This is a genomic window from Komarekiella delphini-convector SJRDD-AB1, assembly GCF_014831675.1.
Lineage (GTDB): Bacteria > Cyanobacteriota > Cyanobacteriia > Cyanobacteriales > Nostocaceae > Komarekiella.
On the sequence record NZ_VJXY01000050.1, the window covers coordinates 24,425 to 46,138 of the forward strand.

Annotated in this window: 19 protein-coding genes and 2 pseudogenes; 7 read left to right on the top strand and 14 right to left on the bottom strand. The window is 39.8% G+C overall.

Annotation, left to right across the window (positions count from 1 at the left end):
* Positions 1 to 101: 101 nt before the first annotated feature.
* On the bottom strand, positions 102 to 1,820 hold the full coding sequence (locus tag FNW02_RS30035) for a SpoIID/LytB domain-containing protein (RefSeq protein WP_191761111.1): 1,719 nt from the start codon (positions 1,818 to 1,820) through the stop codon (positions 102 to 104).
* Between the two features lie 112 nt (positions 1,821 to 1,932).
* Here FNW02_RS30035 and FNW02_RS30040 point away from each other — a divergent pair, with 112 nt between their 5' ends.
* From FNW02_RS30040 to grpE, 3 genes are all read left to right on the top strand, one after another.
* Entirely contained in the window at positions 1,933 to 2,196 is a 264-nt protein-coding gene (locus tag FNW02_RS30040) for a ParB N-terminal domain-containing protein (RefSeq protein WP_191761112.1), read from the top strand.
* Between the two features lie 88 nt (positions 2,197 to 2,284).
* On the top strand, positions 2,285 to 2,776 hold the full coding sequence (locus FNW02_RS30045) for a Dps family protein (RefSeq protein ID WP_191761113.1): 492 nt from the start codon (positions 2,285 to 2,287) through the stop codon (positions 2,774 to 2,776).
* A 134-nt stretch (positions 2,777 to 2,910) separates the two neighbouring features.
* Positions 2,911 to 3,663 (top strand): nucleotide exchange factor GrpE, encoded by a 753-nt coding sequence (grpE, locus tag FNW02_RS30050; RefSeq protein ID WP_191761114.1) that lies wholly within the window; start codon positions 2,911 to 2,913, stop codon positions 3,661 to 3,663.
* 59 nt (positions 3,664 to 3,722) lie between these two features.
* Here grpE and FNW02_RS40230 read toward each other — a convergent pair.
* Positions 3,723 to 4,296 (bottom strand): annotated as a pseudogene (locus tag FNW02_RS40230) (transposase).
* A 242-nt stretch (positions 4,297 to 4,538) separates the two neighbouring features.
* On the opposite strand from FNW02_RS40230, the gene FNW02_RS30060 reads away from it, so the two are divergent.
* Complete coding sequence (locus tag FNW02_RS30060; protein ID WP_191761115.1) at positions 4,539 to 8,015, top strand: PAS domain S-box protein; 3,477 nt, start codon at positions 4,539 to 4,541, stop codon at positions 8,013 to 8,015.
* Between the two features lie 543 nt (positions 8,016 to 8,558).
* Complete coding sequence (locus FNW02_RS30065; RefSeq protein ID WP_191761116.1) at positions 8,559 to 8,885, top strand: STAS domain-containing protein; 327 nt, start codon at positions 8,559 to 8,561, stop codon at positions 8,883 to 8,885.
* 1 nt (position 8,886) lies between these two features.
* Here the strand turns inward: FNW02_RS30065 and FNW02_RS30070 are convergent, their stop codons facing one another.
* The 12 genes and pseudogenes from FNW02_RS30070 to FNW02_RS30125 all read right to left on the bottom strand — a co-directional run bounded on the left by FNW02_RS30070 (position 8,887) and on the right by FNW02_RS30125 (position 18,244).
* Positions 8,887 to 10,023 carry a SpoIIE family protein phosphatase gene (locus FNW02_RS30070; protein WP_191761117.1) on the bottom strand — a complete coding sequence of 379 codons (1,137 nt, stop codon included), beginning with the start codon at positions 10,021 to 10,023 and terminating at the stop codon, positions 8,887 to 8,889.
* 148 nt (positions 10,024 to 10,171) lie between these two features.
* Positions 10,172 to 10,939, bottom strand: a complete 768-nt coding sequence (locus FNW02_RS30075; RefSeq protein ID WP_191761118.1) for a DUF1350 family protein — start codon at positions 10,937 to 10,939, stop codon at positions 10,172 to 10,174.
* 175 nt (positions 10,940 to 11,114) lie between these two features.
* A complete protein-coding gene (locus tag FNW02_RS30080; RefSeq protein ID WP_191761136.1) occupies positions 11,115 to 11,834 on the bottom strand; it encodes a hypothetical protein in 720 nt (239 codons plus the stop codon).
* Between the two features lie 202 nt (positions 11,835 to 12,036).
* Entirely contained in the window at positions 12,037 to 12,288 is a 252-nt protein-coding gene (locus tag FNW02_RS30085) for a hypothetical protein (RefSeq protein ID WP_191761119.1), read from the bottom strand.
* Positions 12,289 to 12,292: 4 nt separating this feature from the next.
* Positions 12,293 to 12,520, bottom strand: coding sequence for a DNA-binding protein (locus tag FNW02_RS30090; RefSeq protein ID WP_191761120.1), 228 nt, complete (start codon positions 12,518 to 12,520; stop codon positions 12,293 to 12,295).
* A gap of 106 nt (positions 12,521 to 12,626) precedes the next feature.
* Positions 12,627 to 13,214 (bottom strand): annotated as a pseudogene (locus FNW02_RS30095) (Uma2 family endonuclease).
* A gap of 28 nt (positions 13,215 to 13,242) precedes the next feature.
* Positions 13,243 to 13,644, bottom strand: coding sequence for a type II toxin-antitoxin system tRNA(fMet)-specific endonuclease VapC (vapC, locus tag FNW02_RS30100; RefSeq protein WP_191761121.1), 402 nt, complete (start codon positions 13,642 to 13,644; stop codon positions 13,243 to 13,245).
* Positions 13,641 to 14,000 (bottom strand): ribbon-helix-helix domain-containing protein, encoded by a 360-nt coding sequence (locus tag FNW02_RS30105; protein ID WP_191761122.1) that lies wholly within the window; start codon positions 13,998 to 14,000, stop codon positions 13,641 to 13,643. The genes vapC and FNW02_RS30105 overlap by 4 nt, the downstream gene beginning before the upstream one ends.
* Before the next feature lie 122 nt (positions 14,001 to 14,122).
* Positions 14,123 to 14,341: a type II toxin-antitoxin system HicA family toxin gene (locus tag FNW02_RS30110; RefSeq protein ID WP_191761123.1), complete on the bottom strand. Its 219-nt coding sequence runs from the start codon at positions 14,339 to 14,341 to the stop codon at positions 14,123 to 14,125.
* On the bottom strand, positions 14,342 to 14,560 hold the full coding sequence (locus FNW02_RS30115) for a type II toxin-antitoxin system HicB family antitoxin (RefSeq protein ID WP_191761124.1): 219 nt from the start codon (positions 14,558 to 14,560) through the stop codon (positions 14,342 to 14,344).
* 181 nt (positions 14,561 to 14,741) lie between these two features.
* On the bottom strand, positions 14,742 to 15,926 hold the full coding sequence (locus FNW02_RS30120) for a hypothetical protein (protein WP_191761125.1): 1,185 nt from the start codon (positions 15,924 to 15,926) through the stop codon (positions 14,742 to 14,744).
* A 104-nt stretch (positions 15,927 to 16,030) separates the two neighbouring features.
* On the bottom strand, positions 16,031 to 18,244 hold the full coding sequence (locus FNW02_RS30125; protein ID WP_191761126.1) for a phosphoketolase family protein: 2,214 nt from the start codon (positions 18,242 to 18,244) through the stop codon (positions 16,031 to 16,033).
* A 177-nt stretch (positions 18,245 to 18,421) separates the two neighbouring features.
* Between FNW02_RS30125 and FNW02_RS30130 the strand changes: the two genes are divergently transcribed.
* The gene (locus FNW02_RS30130) at positions 18,422 to 19,801 is read left to right on the top strand and encodes a cytochrome P450 (protein ID WP_191761127.1); all 1,380 of its coding nucleotides are present in this window, start codon (positions 18,422 to 18,424) and stop codon (positions 19,799 to 19,801) included.
* Positions 19,802 to 20,286: 485 nt separating this feature from the next.
* Positions 20,287 to 21,639 (top strand): cytochrome P450, encoded by a 1,353-nt coding sequence (locus FNW02_RS30135; protein ID WP_191761128.1) that lies wholly within the window; start codon positions 20,287 to 20,289, stop codon positions 21,637 to 21,639.
* The last annotated feature ends 75 nt before the right edge of the window (positions 21,640 to 21,714 follow it).

Genomic DNA, 21,714 nt, shown 5'->3' on the forward strand with positions numbered 1-21,714 from the left:
AGTATCATCAACAGTCATTTGTATTTATTAATGACAAATGACAAATGACAACCCGGATAAATATGCATGTAGAGACGTTGCAATGCAACGTCTCTACTTTTTTAATTGGTATTAATCTCGTCGCTGAGAATTTTAATTTGAGTACCGGGATAGTAGAATTGCAAAATTTTTGGATTCGACCAACCTAGTTTGGCTAAATTTTGAGCACCAGTTTGGCTCAAACCGACTCCATGTCCCAAACCACCACCAATAAAGGCGTATCCCCAAAGATCTTGTTTGCCTTTGTTCAAAGGTTCCAGATAAAAAAGCGTACTTCTAGGAGCAGCAAAGGCACTACGAACTTCGTCTTTGTGGAGCGTAAAAGTGCCGATATCAGTTTTAACAGCAAGTTCAAGAATGCGTCCGCTCGAACTTCGCTTGGTTACGGCCATAGCCTGAATTGTCTTAAATTTGGCATAGGGATTCTTTTTCACCTGCAAAAATTTCTGCAAGCCTTTGGTAATATCCTCTAAAGAAGTTTCTTTACGCCAACGAAACATATCCCAACTGCTTTCATTAAATCCTTGTTGCCGATTAATAAACTGCTGAAAATTCTTTTCATTGGCTAAACTCTGTTTAGACAAGTTCCAAAGATTAATAGGAGCATCCACTACTGGGCGCAAATAAGCACGATCCTCACCATTCCAGACATCGCTGAAAGAGGCGGTGACGCCACCAGTTGTAGAAGAATAGAGGGCATCTACTAACTGGTCTTTATAAGTTAGCACCATACCCCTTGTTGAGGCGATCGCCCGATCTGTGACGGGAGCTACTCCATTTAGTCCATAATAAACTTGGCAATGAGTATCAGCACACAACTGATAGTTATCTGCGGCAAATCTCCGTAAATTCCGCAGGGCATAAGTCCGAGCCAGAATCGTTTGGGCTTCTAGTGCTGCTTTTGGCGCATCTGTGCCAATTTCATAAGGTACAACCCCACGCAAATAAGTTTCTAAGGGTACTTGGTTAACTAGAGTGTATGTACCGTAAGCATTTGGTTGCAAGTTCATCCGCCCTGCATAAAGCCGAGCATTTTCAGGTTTTTCGCTTTTATTTACCCGAATCAAGTTTTTATCACTACTAATTTCCAGATTATTCGGGCTGTAGCGATTACCATTTACTACCCAACTAACTCGCGGTACTTTTTGCAGGATTTTAGTGTCAATATACGCCCCTTTCTTGCCAGAAGCTTGGATGTTCTGGAGTAGCAAGCGTCGCAGTAAGGGCGTGCTGTAAACATCCCGTTTTGCCCAAACTTGCCAGCGTTCTGGTTGGGCTATTTCCACCTCAATTCCCTGAGAACGCCAGTTTTTAGCACTGTCTTCGGCAGTTTCAAAGGTGCGGTAATTGCCTAAAACTACTACTTCCTCAACTGCCGGTTGGCGTAAAGCTTGCATTACTGTTTCCAGCTTTACGGGGTCTTTTGTAACCAGGATTTGCTGTTTGTTACCTTTTTTAAATCTTAACTTTAAGCGATCGCCTTTTGTCGGCTCCAGTCGCAACTTGGCTGTGGTCTCTCCAAATCGCTGTACAATCCCAATCTTTAGTTCTATATCCTTGGTGTTGCTCGCTGGGCCTGATGCAGCAGTCAGTCCCAACAAGCAAAATGTTGCCAGTAAAGTGTAAGAAAAACGCCAGAACGTAAATTGCATAGCTACCTGATAGCAAAGCGGTAGCGAGTCTTTGTTCGCGCAGCGTCTCGTAGAGAGCGTCTTCTGTCCCTCAATGAGGCGTTGGGACAGATTTTTCAATTGCTTTGTAGTGTGGTGTTTTTGTCGCATTAGTGCTCCAACGATACCATTACCTATTTTGCCCAAAATATTGCTTGCAAAACGAAGTCATAATGACTATGATTTATTTAGAGACACAAAGAACTACTTGGGAAAATACTTTATGGTTAGAGTCCAAGAAATTCCATTAAATCAGATTCAACGGCCCTTACCCCGTGCAAACGATCCCAATAAAGTGCAAGCTTTGATGGAATCGATAGCGGAAATTGGGCAGCAAGAACCCATTGATGTCTTAGAAGTAGATGGACAGTATTATGGCTTTTCTGGTTGCCATCGTTATGAAGCTTGCCAGCGTTTAGGCAAAGAAACCATATTAGCCAGAGTCCGTAAAGCTAACCGCAGCGTTCTGAAGATGCACCTGGCATAGAGAATGGGGCATAAGGCATGGTAAAAAGTAACAGACAATCAAATAATGCCCAATACACAACTACATATAACCCAATTAGGAGAAAATTATGTCATCTAAAGCAACAGTTAAGAATGTAAATATCGGCATTGACGAAACGAGTCGGGCTAAAATTGCCGAAGGGTTGTCGCGTCTGTTAGCCGACACCTATACACTATATCTAAAAACTCATAACTTCCATTGGAACGTTACAGGGCCGATGTTCCAAACCTTGCATTTGATGTTTGAGACACAGTATACAGAACTAGCTCTAGCAGTTGATTTAATTGCCGAGAGGATTAGAGCACTTGGCTATCCTGCACCAGGAACTTACAGCGAATATGTCAACCTGAGTTCGATCGCAGAAACTCCTGGAGTTCCTAAAGCGACAGAAATGATTGGCTTACTAGTGGAAGGACAAGAAGCTGTAGTGCGAACCGCACGGTCTATTTTTCCTGTAGTGGAAGAAGTTAACGACGAACCCACTGCTGATTTGTTAACCCAGCGGATGCAAGTACACGAAAAAACAGCTTGGATGTTGAGAAGTTTACTGGAAGAATAGGATTGGGGACTGGGGACTGGGGATTGGGGACTGGGGACTGGGGACTGGGGACTGGGGACTGGGAAAGAATTCTTTTAATCCTCAACCCGATATTCAATACACTAATCCCTACCTAATACAATCTCCAATGCCCTATGCCCAATACTGATTTCACCCAGAAGTTGCAAAATTTAATGCAACAAGTAAATATTTCTAGTTTTAGAGCGCTGAGTCGTGCTGCTGGTGTTTCAGAGCGTCAAATTTTGCGGTTACGGCAGGGAAAACTAGAGCAGATGCGGATGGATGTGCTACTTAAGCTGTCACTAGTGCTACAAATGCCATTGAGTGAATTGGTAGCAACTTTTTTAATACCGGGTGCTGAGTATCAAATATCCTCAGAACAGGCTAAACCAAAGCTATCCGCTAACAGCACTCAGCACGGGCTAAACCAAAGCTATCCGCTAACAGCACGGGCTAAACCAAAGCTATCCGCTAACAGCACTAGCAAAGAGATTGCAGATTTAAAAAGAGAGTACCAGCGATCGCAGCTTCAGCTAGAAGAACAACGAGAGTTATTGCTGCAAGAGTTTCAGCAGTCGAGTTTGCAACTACTGGAGTCTTTATTATTGCAATGGCCCACAGCAGCGCAGAAGGCACAAGAAAATCCCCAGTTAGCAGCAATCAAAATAGTGCCGTTGGTGCAAAAACCCCTAGAAAAACTTTTGCAGGCGTGGGGTGTGGAAGCGATCGCATCTGTGGGAGCCGAAATCCCCTACGATCCTCAGTTACACCAGTTGTTTGAGGGGAATGCACAACCGGGTGAAAGAGTCAAGGTGCGCTACACTGGGTATCTTCAAGGCGACAAACTGCTTTATCGAGCTAAAGTCAGTCCTGTTAGAGAGAGTTAGTATTCAGATCCCCGACTTTTTAAAGAAGTCGGGGATCTATCTCTCTGTCTCTATCCAGGCTAATCATCCAGTAGCAGTCTTTTGAAACCAGCCCTATCAGGTAGGTTACAATCCACCAAAAATTGCTGATAAACTGATTCTTCTGAAATCTGCATCTTGATATACTTTATTTTAGGTAGTGTTCCTCGTCGTAATCCTGCATATTCCAAGTAACTGGAAAACTCCCATTCTTCAGGTTGCTGCACAAGTCCTGCTTTCACTGGATTGAGATGAATATAGTGTCATAGATTGACAAGATAATCAGTTTGTGAAACATGAATACTTTGAAACCGTCCCTGAAATAATACCCCAGAACGATTAAAACGCTTATTAATTGCCTTTGTGTATGAGAGTGAGAGGGATTTCATGGCATCAGACAGGGTTTCATTTCTGAGATAGACCAAAAAATGATAATGATTGGGCATTAATACAGTAAGCAACAATATCTACTGCATTAGTGATGAGATGTTTTTTTAGCAAACACAGAAAATAAACATAGTTCTCACGCTCAAAGAAAATCGTTTGGCGATTATTCCCCCGATTGTAGACATGATAGAAGTTTCCAGCTTGCAGGGGAATTCGTCTTTGCGGCATAGGCTTTGAATCTGGAATGTTGCCTTTAGTATTCCCTTTTTCGGACTTCAGATCCCGGACTTCTTAAAGAAGTCCGGGATCTGGGGGAATGAAAGGCGCATTGCAGCAATCCTGTTGAGCAGTAACAAACATTGGGAATACTAAAACAGTAGAGGCAATAGCCTCATAAAACCTCAGAAAGTGTTGGTGTATATCAACTCCAACCATCTGAGGCTAGAACGATTACCAACAGGATTTCAGGAATGCAAGAGGACAATACCCTTGATCAACCACAAGAACTCGCTAGTAATTGTCCGCTTAGAAACCCACAGGAAAATCTCTCTGTTGCCTTTCTACTCCAGATCATCGACTGTCTAGAAGACCCAATTTTTGTTAAAGACCACCAGCATCGTTGGGTACTGCTCAACGATGCCTTCTGTAAGTTCTTGGGGCATAACCGAGAAGAACTAATTGGCAAGTCAGATTATGATTTCTTCCCAAAAGCGGAAGCTGATGTGTTTTGGGAAAAAGACGAACTGGTTTTTACCACAGGTATTACCAACGAGAATGAGGAATCTTTTACTGATACTCAGGGGCAAACGCGCTTTATATCTACCAGAAAATGTTTATTTGAAGGTGATGCAGGTAGTAAGTTTTTAGTTGGTACTATTCGGGACATAACGCAGTATAAGCAAGTTGAAGCTGAACAACGCCAGTCAAAACACCTGCTACAACTAGTAATGGATAACATCCCTCAGTCTATTTTTTGGAAAGACCGTAATTCGGTTTATCTGGGCTGTAATCGGAACTTTGCCCGTGATGCATGTGTGATCCCAGATCAGATCGTCGGGTTGAATGATTATGATTTGCCCTGGAAAAAAGAAGAGTCTGACTGGTATCGGGAATGTGATCGCCGTGTGATGGAATCAGGCATACCAGAATTGCACATTATCGAAACACAACAAAAGGCTGATGGCAAGCAGTATTGGTCAGATATCAATAAAATCCCACTACACGATACTCAGGGTAATGTGGTCGGTATCCTTGGTACTTACGAAGACATTACCGAGCGCAAACTAACGGAGGAAGCTTTACGTCAAAGTGAGGCAAAATTACAGAAGCTATCGGCAAATGTGCCGGGAATGCTCTACCAGTTTATGCTGCATCCTAATGGCTCACTCTCCTTGCCCTATGTAAATTCTGGCTCTTATGATCTGTATGGTTTGACGCCAGAAGAGATTCAAGCCGATCCCAGCTTGATAATTTCAATTGTCCATGCAGATGAACATGAGGATTTTGTACAATCCATCAGTGTTTCTGCCCAAACCTTGCAACCTTGGCAGTGGGAAGGACGAATTGTTTTACCTGACGGACAAGTTAAATGGCTACAGGGTGTATCGCGTCCAGAACAGCAAGCAGATGGGTCGATTCTTTGGGATGGTTTAATAATAGACATAACCCGTAGTAAGCAGGCAGAAAAGGCACTCCAGCAAGCTTATGCAGAACTAGAAAGACGGGTAGAAGAACGAACTCAACAACTGGCACAAAGTAATGAAGCGCTACAGGTTGAGATTGCTGAACGGCAACAAGCAGAAGTAGAATTGAGGGCTTCGCAACAAAGGCTAGCACTTTTGATTCAACAAACACCAATAGGTGTCATTGAATGGAATACTAAATTTGAGGTTCAGGAATGGAACCCTGCGGCCGAAAGAATTTTTGGATATAGCAGAAGTGAGGTTCTCGGTCGTTATTTTGAGTTCTTAGTTCCTGAGACTGTTAGAGAACACGTCAAGCGCTTAACAGATGCTCTTTTAAGGCAACAAGGGGGAACTTCAAGTGTGAACGAGAACATCACAATAGATAATAGAACAATTATCTGCGAGTGGTATAACAGCCCTTTAGTAGCCATGAATGGTGATGTGATTGGTGTGGCATCAATGGTGCTTGACATCACAGAACGCAAACAAGCAGAGCAGAGTTTAATACTTTATAAGCAAGCAGTGGAAAGCTCAAGTGATGCGATCGCAATAGCAGATGCAGCAGGTAATCACATCTACCAGAACCCGGCATTTTGCAAATTGTACGAGTGCGAAACTGTAAAGGATTTTATCGCATTTGGTGGCTTTTCTGCTGTCTTCACTGACTCAGTAGTTGCCCAGGAGATATGGCAAGCTACTATTTCGGGTCAATCTTGGATAGGTGAGATTGAACAACAATCAGCTGGTGGTCGAAGTATACAGACCTTCCTAAGATCTTATGCTCTGAAGGACTCCACAGGTCAAAACATCGGTTTAGTTGGTGCAATTACCGATATCACAGAGCGCAAACGGGCAGAAACTCAATTACAAGAGAAAGAGCAATTCCTTCGCAGTGTCTATGATGGAACTGAAAATCCTATATTTGTGCTAGATATTGTAGACGAAAGCGAGTGCTACTATACAGGTTGGAACCCTGCCACAGAGCGGGCTACTGGTATAAGTAGCAAAGAGATAATCGGTGTAACACCAGACGTTGCACATGGTTTAGTTGAAGGTGCAGGAGTACGCCAGAGATACTTGAGATGCGTAGAAGTAGGTACGTCCATTACATACGAAGAGTGCCTGACTTTCCAGGATCAGAAAACTTGGTGGTTAACCACAATTAATCCACTCAAAGATAGTGAAGGTAGAATCTATCGCTTGGTGGCGACTACACATAATATCACTGAGCGCGTACAGGCAGAAACTCAGCTAAAGCTGCGAACAGAAGATTTAGAAATAGCTCTCCAGGAACTCCAAAAAACTCAAATGCAGCTTGTCCAAAGCGAGAAAATGTCAGGCTTGGGACAACTAGTAGCAGGTGTTGCCCACGAAATCAACAACCCTGTAAACTTCATTTACGGCAATCTCACCCATGCCAACGACTATATTCAAGATTTGGTAGGACTCGTACAAATCTACCAGCAATCTTATCCTCATCCCACACCTCAAGTTCAGGAATTAGCAGCAGAGATAGAGTTAGAATTCTTAATAGAAGATTTGCCCAAACTCCTCAACTCAATGAAAGTTGGAGCACAGCGCATTCGGGAGATTGTTTTATCCTTACGCAACTTCTCCCGCATGGATGAAGCCGATATGAAAGAGGTAAATATCCATGAAGGAATTGATAGTACTTTGATGATTTTAGAACATCGCATTAAAGCTACACCGAATCGCTGTGCCATTCAAGTTATTAAAGAATACAGCGATTTACCTTTAGTGGAATGTTATGCTGGGCAACTCAACCAGGTATTTATGAACATTTTGGCGAATGCAATTGATGCTTTGGAAGAATCATTAGTCAGTGGTCATTTTTCATTTGTAAATAACTCTGGACAAAAAGATAAGTCTGAGCACCAGATAGAGGCTAATAGAATGGAGACAAATGACACAGCGCAAAGTCTGAGCGCCGGCTTCCGGCGCTCAGAACTATGTAAGAGAGGAAAAATGACCTCTCCACAAATTAAAATTTATACTCAATTATTAGAGCCAAATCAAGTAACAATTCGCATTACCGACAACGGTCTAGGAATCTCAAAAGAAGTAAAACAAAGACTGTTTGATCCTTTTTTTAGTACTAAGCCTATTGGTCAAGGCACTGGTATGGGGCTGTCTATTAGTTACCAGATTATCTCACAAAAACATGGAGGCACTTTAGAATGTATTTCGCAGCTAGGATGTGGGGCTGAGTTTGTAATTTCTATTCCTCTTCGTCAAGGTTAAGTTACTTAATCTGTATGCTTGAGCTTGGTACTCCTGAAAGGAAATTTAGCAAGAGTTGATCAATCTATCCATCACTAAAACCCTGATGGTTAAAGAGTTTTTGTAATTGTGTTTTTTGGAGATAAAAGAAGCGATCGCTACTTTTAAATTACTTGATATGACTACTGTCCACTGTTCATTAACGAGCATCATCAGTAATATTTATTTGCATTTTCACTTTAAGGAGTCAAAGAGTGATTGTAAGTTAATAATTAGTTTTTTTCAAAAAAAATAAATACTTCAATTGATAATACCTGATTTAGCAGTACTGAGAAAGCATTGAAGGCTCATAAGTCCTAATTTTTTTATGGTAAGCATTTTTTAAATGATATATGATTAGGATATACTAACGAAAACAGAACATCATTGATACCATTTCTCTATGAAGATGCACTAAATCTGACCTCTCTGTAGTCCTCTCAAATAAGAGAGACGGCAATAGCTAGGGGTAAATAAAGTACGTCTTTGCAAAGAATTGGTATTACACAAATCAGAGTGAGTATTATGAGAGAACAAGTCAAAGTTATTAAGCTCAGCGGAAATTTAAACGCCACAACCTCACAAGACTTTCGGCAAAATATTACTACAATTCTAGAAAGTGGGGCAAAAATCGTATTAGTTGATTTTCAAGATGTAACGTTTATGGATAGTTCTGGTTTGGGTGCTTTAGTGTTAGCTTTTAAAACATTACGAGCGGCAGATAGCAAGCTTGTTGTCTGCTCAATTAATGAGCAAGTCAGAATATTATTTGAACTAACTAATATGGATAAGGTATTTGAAATTTTTCCTAGCCAAGAAGCATTTAATCAGGTTTTAGTTTCGCAAAACTAAATTAATCAAACTGAATCTGAAGTATTGATAAATCATCATCAAAAGCCTCTTTGGAGTTCAAAGTGATTAGGTAGTTTAATATCTGTTCAAGTTGGTAGTTAAAAGGATGCTGTAGACTAACTAATAGCTGAATAAAAGCATCCAAACTCCAAAGAGTGCCATCAGATTTAGTAATTTCATAAGCACCGTCACTAAAAATATAAAGGGTGCTGAAATTTTCAATATTGCAAAACCCATCAACATATTTTGCCTCTGGAAACATCCCGATTGGCATACCGGGTGTTTTTAAATATTTAACTTCAGAGATTTTCTGATTTGTACAAGATACTAAAATTGCTGGTGGATGACCTGCACTAGCATAAATTAACTGGCGCTTAACTCGATTATAAACGCCGTACCAGATTGTAAAGTATTTGTCATTTTGATAACTCATCTGAAAGGTATCATTCAAAGCCGTCAGTACATCACTAGGTTGATAATAATTCAAACTTTTGAGTGCGCGAGAACGCAACAGATTCAGTACTGACACTGAAGGAAGAGTAGCTTTTAGTCCATGTCCGGCTGTATCTAGTAGATAAATTGCCAGATAATCAGAATCGAGCCAGTAATAATCGAAACAATCGCCGCCGAGTTGCCGCGATGGAATAAATCGAAAATTTATGTTAAAAGGTTCAGTTATCGGCGGAGGTAGAAGCGATCGCACATATTCTGCTGCTTCTGCCATTTCTGCTTCTAAAAGCAGCTTTTGTGTTTGTAAATCCCGGCTCAACTGATGCAAGCGCAATCCCGCTCTTACTCTTGCTTGTAATTCATTTTGCTCAATGGGTTTGGAGATAAAATCATCAGCACCAGCATCTAAACCCTTAACACAATCGGCAACTGAATCTAAGGATGTTAATAAAATAAAAAATGTTGTAGATAATTTGGGGTCTGTCTTGATGCGGTGGCAGACTTCTAGACCATTCAATCCTGGCATAATCCAATCACAAATAATTAGTGCTGGATTGCAAGCCAGCGCCTTTTCTATTCCTTCTTCTCCACTACTAGCAGCAACTACCTCATAACCCTGTTTTTCCAACATCCTTTTCAGGAGTATTTTCATTGAATGGTCGTCATCAATTATTAGTATTTGAAACATAGAAAGTTGCGGGCAACAATAATTAATAATTGGATTAAAAAATAAAAATATAGTTAAGGCTAATAGGTTAGCAGTATCAATACAGAGATCCTACTAACCCATTCCCAATTGTCCATCGAATTTATCACCTTTTGACAGTCATAAAATATTATGGCGGTGAAAGAGGATTCAGCCATAAGAGAATGATACGTTTTAGTTGGTTCAAATCGCGGTATGCTTCTTGCTTGAACCATTGTCCTAGGGCGTCAAAGGGGGTGAAAGATGATCCAGTTTGCCATTTGATGTCTTGACCTAAAGGCGTGGTGTGAGTTCCAGGTAACGTTTGTGCTGTCACCATCTCAGGAAAGCGTTCTTGTAAGATTTTGGTTAAAGCTGCCGATTGGTCGATGGTGTCATTGCTAAATTTTATTAATAAATTGCGTCGAATATTGTATCGTTCTTGTACAAGCTTGTTAGTTTCCAAGGGTGTGGGGGTAAACTCGATCGCAAAAGTAGAATTTAGCTGTTCGACTAGGGGGATAGCTTCCCTGGCGGCGTAGTTGTTAAAGGATATTAAAATATTGCCAGCACGTTCTACTTTAAAGAGGCTACCAATTAGCAAGTGGAGTTTACAGCCCATACTGTGCCCAATACCGTAGATGGGAAGATAGAGCTTGCGTAATGCCGCGGAGTCGTGTAAGCGTTCGAGAGTCCGATCAAAGTTTAGGAGTACAGTTTTAGCGATCGCAGTATGATCCAACGTGTTAACAAAAGGTGTAGCAATTACAACATAACCTTTACTTGCCAACTGTTCTAGTAACCAACGGTAAGTAATGTGGGGTGCAGTGGCGACGAATGCACCTCCCAAAAAATGAATGATACCGATGGGATTTTGCGGAATGATTACCCAGTTACCTCTGATTTCTTTCCAGTCCATGCTGATGAGCGATCGCTTGAGGAATATTCTTTATGTTAAACCGGGGATTGTAGTCGTGGGGAGGATTATGGAAAAAGCCATTGAGGATGTCTAGTGTAGAAACGATGCCTACGGCTGGCTACGCTTACGCTCTCTCTAACTGACTCGCTTGACGTAATTCTCATGATTATTGGTTTTAACGCTGACTCTGCAACCTTCTCATTTCATGTTGCACATCTAATGCAATCTGTAGTGCTTCATTGAGTAATCTTCCATGCTCAGTAGCCTGTTCAGTTACTTGCATAGCTGTTAAAGTTGCTAAATTGTTGATAAACAGTTCTGTATTACTGAGAATAAAGTTTTTATTTTCTCTCAAAATCTTTTCTGTCTTCAAAGCGCGGATTAAATCGGTTCTTGTGAGTTTCAGTGCTTCGATAACTTTTTCTCTTTCTTTTATACTCACTTCTGGATTACCAGCTTCTTCTATTTGGTCATTAATATCTATTGCTTTAATTACATCATTATATCTATTAACATCATTTAATAAAACTAATAAAGAATTTGTCATATTTAATTTAACAAATTTGCTATTTTTTTTCCAGATTAAATATAAGATAGTTTGGATAACTCCACCTATCCAAAAACCTGATATTATTAACAATATCCAAGACGGAATTGTTATCCATGTAGCGAATAGTTTGATAATTACATCAAATAAAAGATAGCCAAAAACAATTATAGAAAAACCAATAAAAACTACAGTTGCTCCTTCAGAACCTTTAATCTTTTTTAGAAAGTTTACTCCCAATTTTTTGAGAGGATTTATAATAATTACAAGTTTATCATTAACAGGTAAATTAGTCAGTTTTTGTAGTTCCTTCTGACTAATCTCCAAACCTTGTAAATCATCCCTCACAGCTTTCAAATCCTTGCCAGAATAGTTATTTAGTATAATATAGCAATCAAATTTCTGGAATGCTAAGCTAGTAGGCATTTTGTCCGAAATTTTTTATGCAAATTAATACTTCTAGGCTAGGGATAGATTTTTGTACAATCTGATACTCATTTGCAATGATAACTAGTCAGACTCTAAAGATTGCTACATACTATTAGATGAATTACCTATGAATCTGAGTAAATAGGGAATAGCCGCTAACAGCAAAAATAAAAAGAATAGCGGCTGAAAAGATTACTACATCTCTGACAATAAATAAAATCCAATCTTTTCTTAGTTCCTGTTTAAACTTGAGTTCTTGCAGCTTTCGCTCAAGTTCTGCTATTTCGTATGACTGTAAGTTTACTATTAATACAGTTAATGGCTTGTCGCCTTTGCTAGCAATTATTTTTGATAAATCTATTAAATCTGTCATGCTGTTAGATGCCAATAACTTCAGCTTCAAGGTTTTGGTTTTCGTCTGCAATCCAGAGATGCTTACCTTTTTGCTTAGCTTCTACTGCTACTTCCATAAGTGCGATCGCTTTTACAAATACCTCAGCATTATCTCCATTAATCTGTTGAGCTATTTTGTTTAATGTCTCATAAAGCTCTGGCGACAAATCTAAAATTATTTGAATTCGTTGGGTTGTTTCTGGTAAAATCATTTATATGACGATTATTTCTATCAAAGTTCTAGCCTAATAAATAAAATTACTTTTATTTTTATCTTACTAATAAGAGAATACTAACATATTAGAATATGCCAATTGACTACTGATAAATTCCGTTGAGGAACTCTGTCCTAGCTTCAATAATTGAAGGCATTAAAACACAACATGCTAACAAATTTACATCTAATTCTGGTAGAATTTACTTTGAATAATTTGTTCATAATTATCATTACTTAGGTGATATACAGATAACTGATTGCTTTTCCAGAACCAGACTTCAGTAATTTGAAACCGCTTATATTTTTCTAATTTATCTATGCTACCGCTAGTAATATTTATTTCAATTGCCAAATCAGGATTTTTTTTCCCCTATATAATAAGATTCATCAGGTTCAAAAGAAGCACCTTTTTCTTTTGCTTGACGAGTGGCGCTACCTACAGGAAAAAAGTTGATATCTTTTTCAAATAAGTAAAGCGCTAGTAATATAGCAATCACACTTTTAATAGCTTCGTGTTGTTCCCCAAGAGTCATAAATTCCACACACCCATCAAGATAAGTTATCCGCAAACCTGGAGCATCTGCTGTTAAAGCTTCAAGTTTCTCAAATTCTTCCCAAGTGTAATAGCCAGGTAAAAGAAACCGCTGTTCTTGGAGAGTAGTGATTTTGTCTAGGGTTTGTGGAATCATAGTTAATGTGCCTGTTTTTGCTAAGTTTCTAAGGCAGAGTCCAGTTTTCCAGTTTTAATCCGTTGATGCGTTCGTAGTGACGAGTATTGTTTGTTACTAAAATATAATTTTCTGCAAGTGCAACACTAGCAATTAGTAAATCAAACTCAGCAATTGTTTGTCCTATTTTACGAAGTTCTGCTTTTAATTCACCATATTTTCTCAGAGCAGGATCAGTTAAAGGTAGAACAGGTAAGTTTTGAATAAAGTCTTCTGCACGAGTTAAATTTTCTACTACTCGTCGAGAATTATAAGCACCGAAATACAACTCAGCAACGGTAATACTGCAAATACAAATTTGCTCCCATCCTATTTCTCTAACTTTATTCCTAACTGAATTAATATCTTTCATCCAATAAATACAAGTATCGGTATCAAGTAAATAAGTCATAGACTGATGTCATTGTTAGAGATAGTACGACTATCATAAATATCTTTGACTATTTCCTCAGCAGTACGTTCATCTTCCCAAGGGCCAAGCCTTTCCATAAATGTGTCTAGTGGATGCGGTTTTGGCTGCTGCTCAGATGAGAAAATGATTTCATTCGCTATCAGTTGATTTGCTTCTGGAACTCCTAATTTTTTGGTTTCCTCTTTAGCTATAACCATAATTTGCATCAACATTATAGCCTGACGCAGAACATCACTTTTACTTGTGCCTATTTTCTCTGCTAGTTCGTCTAGTATCTGATTCAGTTCAGGTGACAAATCCAAATTTAAGCGAACCATCTTTTGAGTATTAGTCATGGTTCCATCCTTGTGTAAAATCTTAAGTACATTATAGTTGGCTGAGCCTGTAAGATTGACAGCTATAATTCAATAACTTCATAAGGTTATTCTGACTAACATAATAATCCTTGTATCTAAGTTCATTTGTTTTCGAGGAATTTATCAACTGTAATTCCTGCTTGTCGAATCAAACTTCTAAGTAACCCAGGTGCTAATTCCCGATGATTGGGAATTGATAAAGTTGGTTTTGATTCACACCAAAGTATCATGTGGCTTCCTGTTTGGTGATCTAATACATAACCGAATTTTTCAAAAATCTTGACAGCTTCTTTACTGGAGATATTTGATAAACGTCCCATTTATACTACAACTTCCCCAATAAACACTTGCGATTCCTTAACAATATAAGGTTGGCCATGTTTAGCTTGGACGTGAAGATATCCCGTAATGGCATCTTTAATATTTTCAATTGCTTCATCTAATGTTTTGCCTTGACTTACACAGCCTGGAAGTTCAGGAACTTCAGCAACATAGCCTTCATATTCTGAATCAAAAGTAAAAATTACTTGAAATTTCATAATAAATTAATTTTCTATAGTCGAGGTCTAGAATAAATATAACGCTCAAATCCTAAGTTTTTTACTTCATACCATTAGTAGAAGAGAAATTGCGCGATCGCGCGTGCTAAATTAATGTGAACAGTGCTATGTCTACGACGGGCTATTAACTTGTGAAGCTGTTATTTCAGAGGCTTGTTTATCATAAAACTGTATTAATCATTTCTTCTATATATTTTAGATATTGATCTCTTAACGGATATTGAGCAGGTAATTTTAAATATTCTTGCTTCGCTAGTTGGAATTTTAAACGCCCTTCATTGCCAAATTTTTGTGAATTTTCTTGCTGTCCCCATTCTTGGTATATTTGTCCTGTTTTGAGATAAATGGAGTTAGTATCAGCCAGGTGGGATATAACATCAAGTGCTGCAAGAAAAATTTTTCTGCCTTCTTCAATGTCTTTATCTTTCCCTGTATTAAAATAACTGATTGCTAGCTGCTGATAAAGGTTGGCTGTTAAGTTTAGTTCATGTTCTTTGTACACGTACCCAGTAGGTAAGTTAAAAAAGAGAGCTTTTGCATTTTCGAGCGTGCTAGCTGCTTGTAGTTTATCTCCCCAATAAATTTCTGAATATGCCCAAGATCTGTATGTAATCCCCTGACAATAGATTGAGTAGGGATCTACCTCATTTTTTAAAGCATCAATAGCTTCTCTAAAATGCTTTCTTGCTTGTTCTACATCTTGCAGGGTTCCTGACACAAAATAATTACTAGCTAACTCTCGTAAGGCATACGCTTGCATAATTATTGAGCTTCGCTTGGCAGCTTTGACTGCTTTTTTATAATAACTTCTAGCTTGGACAAAATCGGAATCATAATAATTTTCTGCTGCTAATATTACATATTCTGGTGACGAAACATGATTAGGAATTTGTTTTGCTACTAATTCGGCTGCTTCCAGATATATTAGTTTTTTATTGTTAAGTATAATTCCAGCATACATCCGTGCTTGTTCATCTTGCATATGAATAATTGTGCTATTGAAATTTTCTTGAAATTCTAAAAGTTGCACTATAATCTGTCGCAATTCCTCTTTTTTAGCACGGATTTCCTCAGCAGTGGCGCTTCTTTGTGAACTAACGGCTGCAAGTATAGCTACTATTAATGCACCCAAGCTCAATATATTTGATACTTCGTACCAAGGTTTTTGGCTTTCAGTAGATTTTTCAGATGCTTGATTCTGGCTTGGAGTTGCTATTTGAGAGAAGTAATATAGATTAGATTCCTTTGTTGCAGATTGCATTAAGTCATACACATAAAAACTATTTAATAACAAAAAAGCAGATATACCGAATGAATAAACCACACCACACAAGCTACTGATCATTGGCTTTACTGATTACAACTGATGTTAATCTTGAACTTCTCAATATATAAAATAGGGTGAGAACTACCCACCCTAGATTCTACATAAGAAGTGCCAAATTTAATTTAATGCACTAACGCGATCGCACGTTTCGTCAACGCCTCAGCAGTCAATCCATTAAACGCCATTAGTTCACCAGCACTCGCTGTAGTTTCCCCACGCTTCCAAGCGAAGGTATCGCGCTTACAGTTACTCCGCAACAGAATCGGTTCCAGCATCGCCGCAGCACCACCCGTTACAGCAATTAGCGCATCGCCATCAAATAATTCGGCAAATTTCGCATCATCTAAAAAACCACCTTCTGGTTCTGAACAAGTCTCCCAGGCGGTATCATCAGGACGATATAACTGTCGAGGATTAATTACAGAAACTATCTTGACGCCAATACCTTCATTTTCTAAGAAAGCAGCAGCTTCAAATACTGGCATTAATGTCATATCGCCAATAACTGCAAACACAACTTGCTTATCACCAGCAACTTCATGTAACAGCACTGCACCATCACGCAACCCTTGACGATTTTGTTCTAAAGTAGTGCGAATGGGTAGAGGTGATTTACTTGCAGTAATGACAATTCCCTTATTTTTAGTTTTCAATGCCCAGTCATAACAGGCTTGGATACTATTAGCATCGGGGGGAAATAATGGGAAAACATTACCATTTCTCATCAACGAAGCAAAGTAAGCTTCAATTTCTGGACGTTGGTGAGTCCAACCGTTGCGCCCTTGCTCTAATGCACCAGCTGTGAATAAAGTAATAGTTGAGGGAGTTGGACGCCGCAATTCTGCCATTGCTTGGGTAACAGTTTGCCAAATTGGTAATCCGTTGATGGCAAAAGATTCGTAGGAACACCACAAAGTTCTCGCACCCATTAGCGCCAAACCAGCAGCTAAACCTGCACAAGCATCTTCACTCAAAGGTTCGTAAACTTGTCCGTTTGGTGCTTGGTTATATAAGTCGTCGGTTGTGGGATGGATAATCTTCAATGCTTGGTTGATGTTAGCAATTCCCGATGCTTCATTACCGTCGGCGTTAGTGACGAGGAAATTTTGATCCTTCTTTCCGACAATTCCTACTAATCGTCCCATCGCTGTTGTGGAAACTTTGGGTTCGCCACCTACTGGATATTCTTCTAAAGGTAATTCGCCTAAATCTGGTAATGGTAATTCAAATTCTGTCACCACTGTCTTGGCTGCGGGGCCACCGCCAGCGCGTTCTGCATTTGTCCTTACTAATTGCCAAGCTTCAGCTGTTAAAGCACGGGTTTGCAATGCACTGATTATGTGAGGAGCATCCAACGTATCTTTAGCATAGAGGTTGTGAGATTTTGCACCCCGCGCGTGGACTCCTGCACCTTTGAGTTGTTTAATGATGAAGACGGTAAGCTTGCCACCAAGAGCCGATCGCGCCGCTTGATCTATACTCGAAAGCACTGCTTTGGTAAATTCTAGCCGTTGCTCAAAGGAAAAGGCGGTGCTATCAACGTAATCGCCTGGTTGGTTTTGATCGTCAAAATCTTTGGCATCCACCAAAATGACTTCATCAAAGCCGTTACCTTGCCAGTATGCCTGCATCTGTTCATTGGTTTTGAGAGAAACCATGCTGTGGTGTTCTTGGCTATAACCGTTCCACACCAGAACTGGCAAGAAGTTAGTAGCATTTGGATAAGCAGTATGGAAATGCGCGATCGCACTTACAATATAAGGCTCACCCAGCCCTCCATCACCAACTGTAAAGGGAAATAACTTATCTGGGTGTAGCAACGCCGCCGCCATTGCAAAGTGTTGTCCTTGTCCCAAGGGCCCCGCTGGTGCGAGAATACCAGGTATGAAACCGGAGAGGTGTCCTAAGAGTCCGTGCTTTTCTCGGAAGCGATCGCGCAATTGTTGGACTGTGAAAATTCCCATATCCTCTAAAGAGCGATCAAGAAACATGGCACTATAGAATCCGGGGGCGTGGTGTCCGACTTCGGTGATAATATTTTTGTATCCCAACATGACCAAAGCTGCGTAAGCTTCTGCTTGGCTGGCAAATCCGCCCGGATGTCCAGAAGCTTTACTACCGGTGACTTGTAATGTCAGGTAGCGTAGAGCATCGGCAGCTAGTAAAGTTTGATATACAGCCGCCTTGTCTGTGGGATCTGCGATCGCTACTTTACCCGACTCTACAGCAGGTTTCGCACCATAAGTTTCAAAAGCTGGTAGCGCTTCACTAAAATATTGGATTCCTTCACAAAAATCGGGAAGCGCTGAAGATGCCTTTGGAGAGATTGCAGTCATGCTGAGTACCTTATAAAAAGTGGGGAAAATGTAGATGCTCGTTGAATTTAACAAAAATTTTACATCTTTCAGGTTGTAACAGTTTATTGCTTTTTCGCAACGTCAGGATAAGTAACTTCAATCATCACCCAATAAAAATTGATGCTTTTCAGTTAGTTTAAGTAGTCAAAAAAATTTATGAAACTATTAAATGGCCCAAAAACCCCAGTGATTTTACAACTGCTACGCTGGATTACCAGCCCCATGCCTTACATGGAAGCATGTGCCAAACGCTATGGAGATATTTTTGCTCTGAGATTGTACAAAAAATCTCTTCCTCTAGTCATGGTCAGCAACCCGCAAGCATTACAGCAGATTTTGACCAACGATACAAAGGAGTTTGCAGCGCCAGGTGATTTGAATCTGCTATTTGAACCTTTGCTTGGTAAGCGTTCTGTAATTACTATCAGTGGAGCAGAACACCAACGTCAACGGCAGTTGTTAATGCCTCCCTTTCATGGCGAAAGAATGCGAAGCTATAGTCAAATAATTATTGACATCACCGAGAAAGTTATCAGCCAATACCAGATAGACCAACCCTTTAACGTCCGGTCTGCTACCCAAGCTATTACCCTGCGGGTGATGATGCAAGCTGTGTTTGGACTAGATGAAGGGCCACGCGCTGAAAAACTCCAGCAATTTTTGGCTGACCTCCTAGAAAAGGGAAGTTCTCGATTGAATGTCGCTTTGCTTTATCTTCCAGCTTTGCAGAGGGATTTTGGCCCAATTAACTTGTGGGGTAAGCAGATGCGCCGCCAGCAGGAAGCTGACCAACTCATCTACGAGGAAATTCGAGAACGTCGAGAACAAAATTTGTCGGGTACAGATATTCTCAGCTTACTCATGGCGGCTAGGGATGAAGCAGGTCAGCCGATGACCGATGAAGAGTTGCGCGATGAATTGATGACCTTGTTAGTTGCAGGTCATGAAACCACGGCTACAGCCATAGCATGGGCATTATATTGGATTCACAAACTGCCATCAGTGCGCCAAAAGCTACTGCAAGAACTAGATAGACTGGGCGATGAGCTAGACCCCAATGCCATTTTTAAATTACCTTATCTCAACGCTGTTTGCTCCGAAACCCTGCGGATTTATCCAGTAGCGATGCTGACTTTTCCTAGAGTAGTTACAACACCTGTGACTCTGGGTGGTTACGAACTTGAACCAGGTACACCAGTGATTGGTTCTATTTATTTGACTCACCAACGCGAAGATTTATACCCTGAACCCAAGCAGTTTAAACCAGAACGCTTCTTAGAACGGCAATTTTCTCCCTACGAATATCTGCCCTTTGGTGGTGGTGCAAGGCGTTGTATCGGTCTAGCATTTGCTCAGTTGGAAATGAAGTTAGCACTCGCCAAAATCCTTTCCAGCGTGGAATTAGAGCTAGTTGACAATGGTGAAGTGCGACCTCAACGTCGTGGTTTGGTGACAGGCCCAGACCGTCCTATCCAGATGGTAATTAAGAGTCAGCGTCAGGTAAAACCTCGCATTCTCCAAAAAAGCACTGTTTAGAACACCGATTCATTATTCAAGATGGGGGCAAAAAAACCGATTATTTCGTAGAGACGTTGCAATGCAACGTCTCTACAGTCAACGAAAATTGATCGTTTTATCGAAAAAAATCGGGTTTTTGCGATTACTGAATCGCTGCTCTAGCTAATGTGTGTCTAAATTTGTCATTTATAAATACAAATGACCTATCACCAATGACATATATGATTACCCATAGCTCTGTTGAAAACAGAAGTATGGGGTATTTTAATATATTTGCGACTATCAAAAGGATGAATTTTAAATTTAGTGCATACATAACTAGACTACAAAATAAAATCACCAAAAGAGTGAATTTCGGTAGGTGTTTACTCAAAATTTTTTGAGAAGTTTTTTGCAAAATCCTTCTAGAGATTCATGCAAAATTTGATAAACTTTATAAAAGTTAATAATAACTATTTACGACCTATTATAAATACTTAGATCTTAAAAGTATTAAATTGATAATGAACGTATTTAACGAGCTACGCACACCAGCGTTGCTACAAACACTGCAATTAATTACTCAACCTACGCAATTTTTAGAAAATTGTGCTGCTAAATATGGCGATACTTTTACAGTGCGAGTAATGGGATTAAAGTCACCGCCAGTAGTCTTTTTTAGCCATCCCCAAGCAATTAGTGATTGTTTTGCTGTACCTGCACAAAAGTTAGATTTTCAGAAAGCAACTCATGTATTTAAACCTTTATTTGGTGAGAATTCAATTGTCTTAAAAGAGATGCGATCGCATCAGCGACAGCGACAGTTATTATTACCAGCATTTCATGGCGATCGCATCAAATATTTTGGGCAATCAATTTGTCAAATCACTGAAAGAGTTATCAAGGATTGGACATTAGATACGGCGGTTTCTATACATAACTTGATGTCCGATATCACCTTAGAAATTATCTTAGAAGTGGTATTTGGTGTTAGCCCTGGTGTGCGTTACCAACAATTAAAAACACAACTGAGTTCTTTGTTAGAAGATGTAACTAAGCCTTGGTATTCTAGCTTGTTTTTCTTCCCCATACTGCAACAAGATTTCGGCGCATGGAGTCCTTGGGGAAGTTTCTTGAGAAGGCGACAGCAAATAGACAAACTTATCTACGCAGAAATTCATGAAAGACGTTGGCAAAATGATGCTGGTACAGATATTCTTAGTCTATTGATGTCAGCGCGTGACGAGAACGGACAACAAATGACAGACCAAGAATTACGCGATCAATTAGTTTCACTACTGCTGCTAGGTTATGAAACAACAGCAGGTGTATTAGCCTGGTTATTCCATTTGATTCACTCCCACCCAGAAGTTGAAAATCAGCTAATACAAGAATTAAACACTTTGGATCAGACAACAAATCCAGAAGCAATTACACAACTCCCTTACCTCACCGCAGTCTGTCAAGAAACATTGCGGATTTACCCCATTGCTTTAATTTGCACGCCACGAATGGTAAAAGATGTGGTAGAAATTATGGGTAATAAATTCACGTCAGGAACTATTTTAGTTCCTTGCATTTATTTAGCTCATCGTCGAGTTGAAACTTACCCAGAAGCAGACCAGTTTCGACCAGAAAGATTTCTTAATCAGAAATTTTCACCACATGAATATTTACCTTTTGGTGGTGGTTATCGCGGTTGCATTGGCGCAGTATTTTCTATGTATGAAATGAAACTAGTATTAGCTACAATATTATCGCGGTTTCAATTAACTCTTGCTGATCATCTTCCTGTACATCCAGTACGTCGTGGAATTACTATTGTTCCTCGTGGTGGCGTGCAAATGGTTGTCACCCAGACAAAAATTAAAAAGTGAAAAATCCACTTTTTGCGTGGTTGTTTTATCCTCCTATTTGGCTATATCGTCCTATAGATACGTTCCTGAGATACA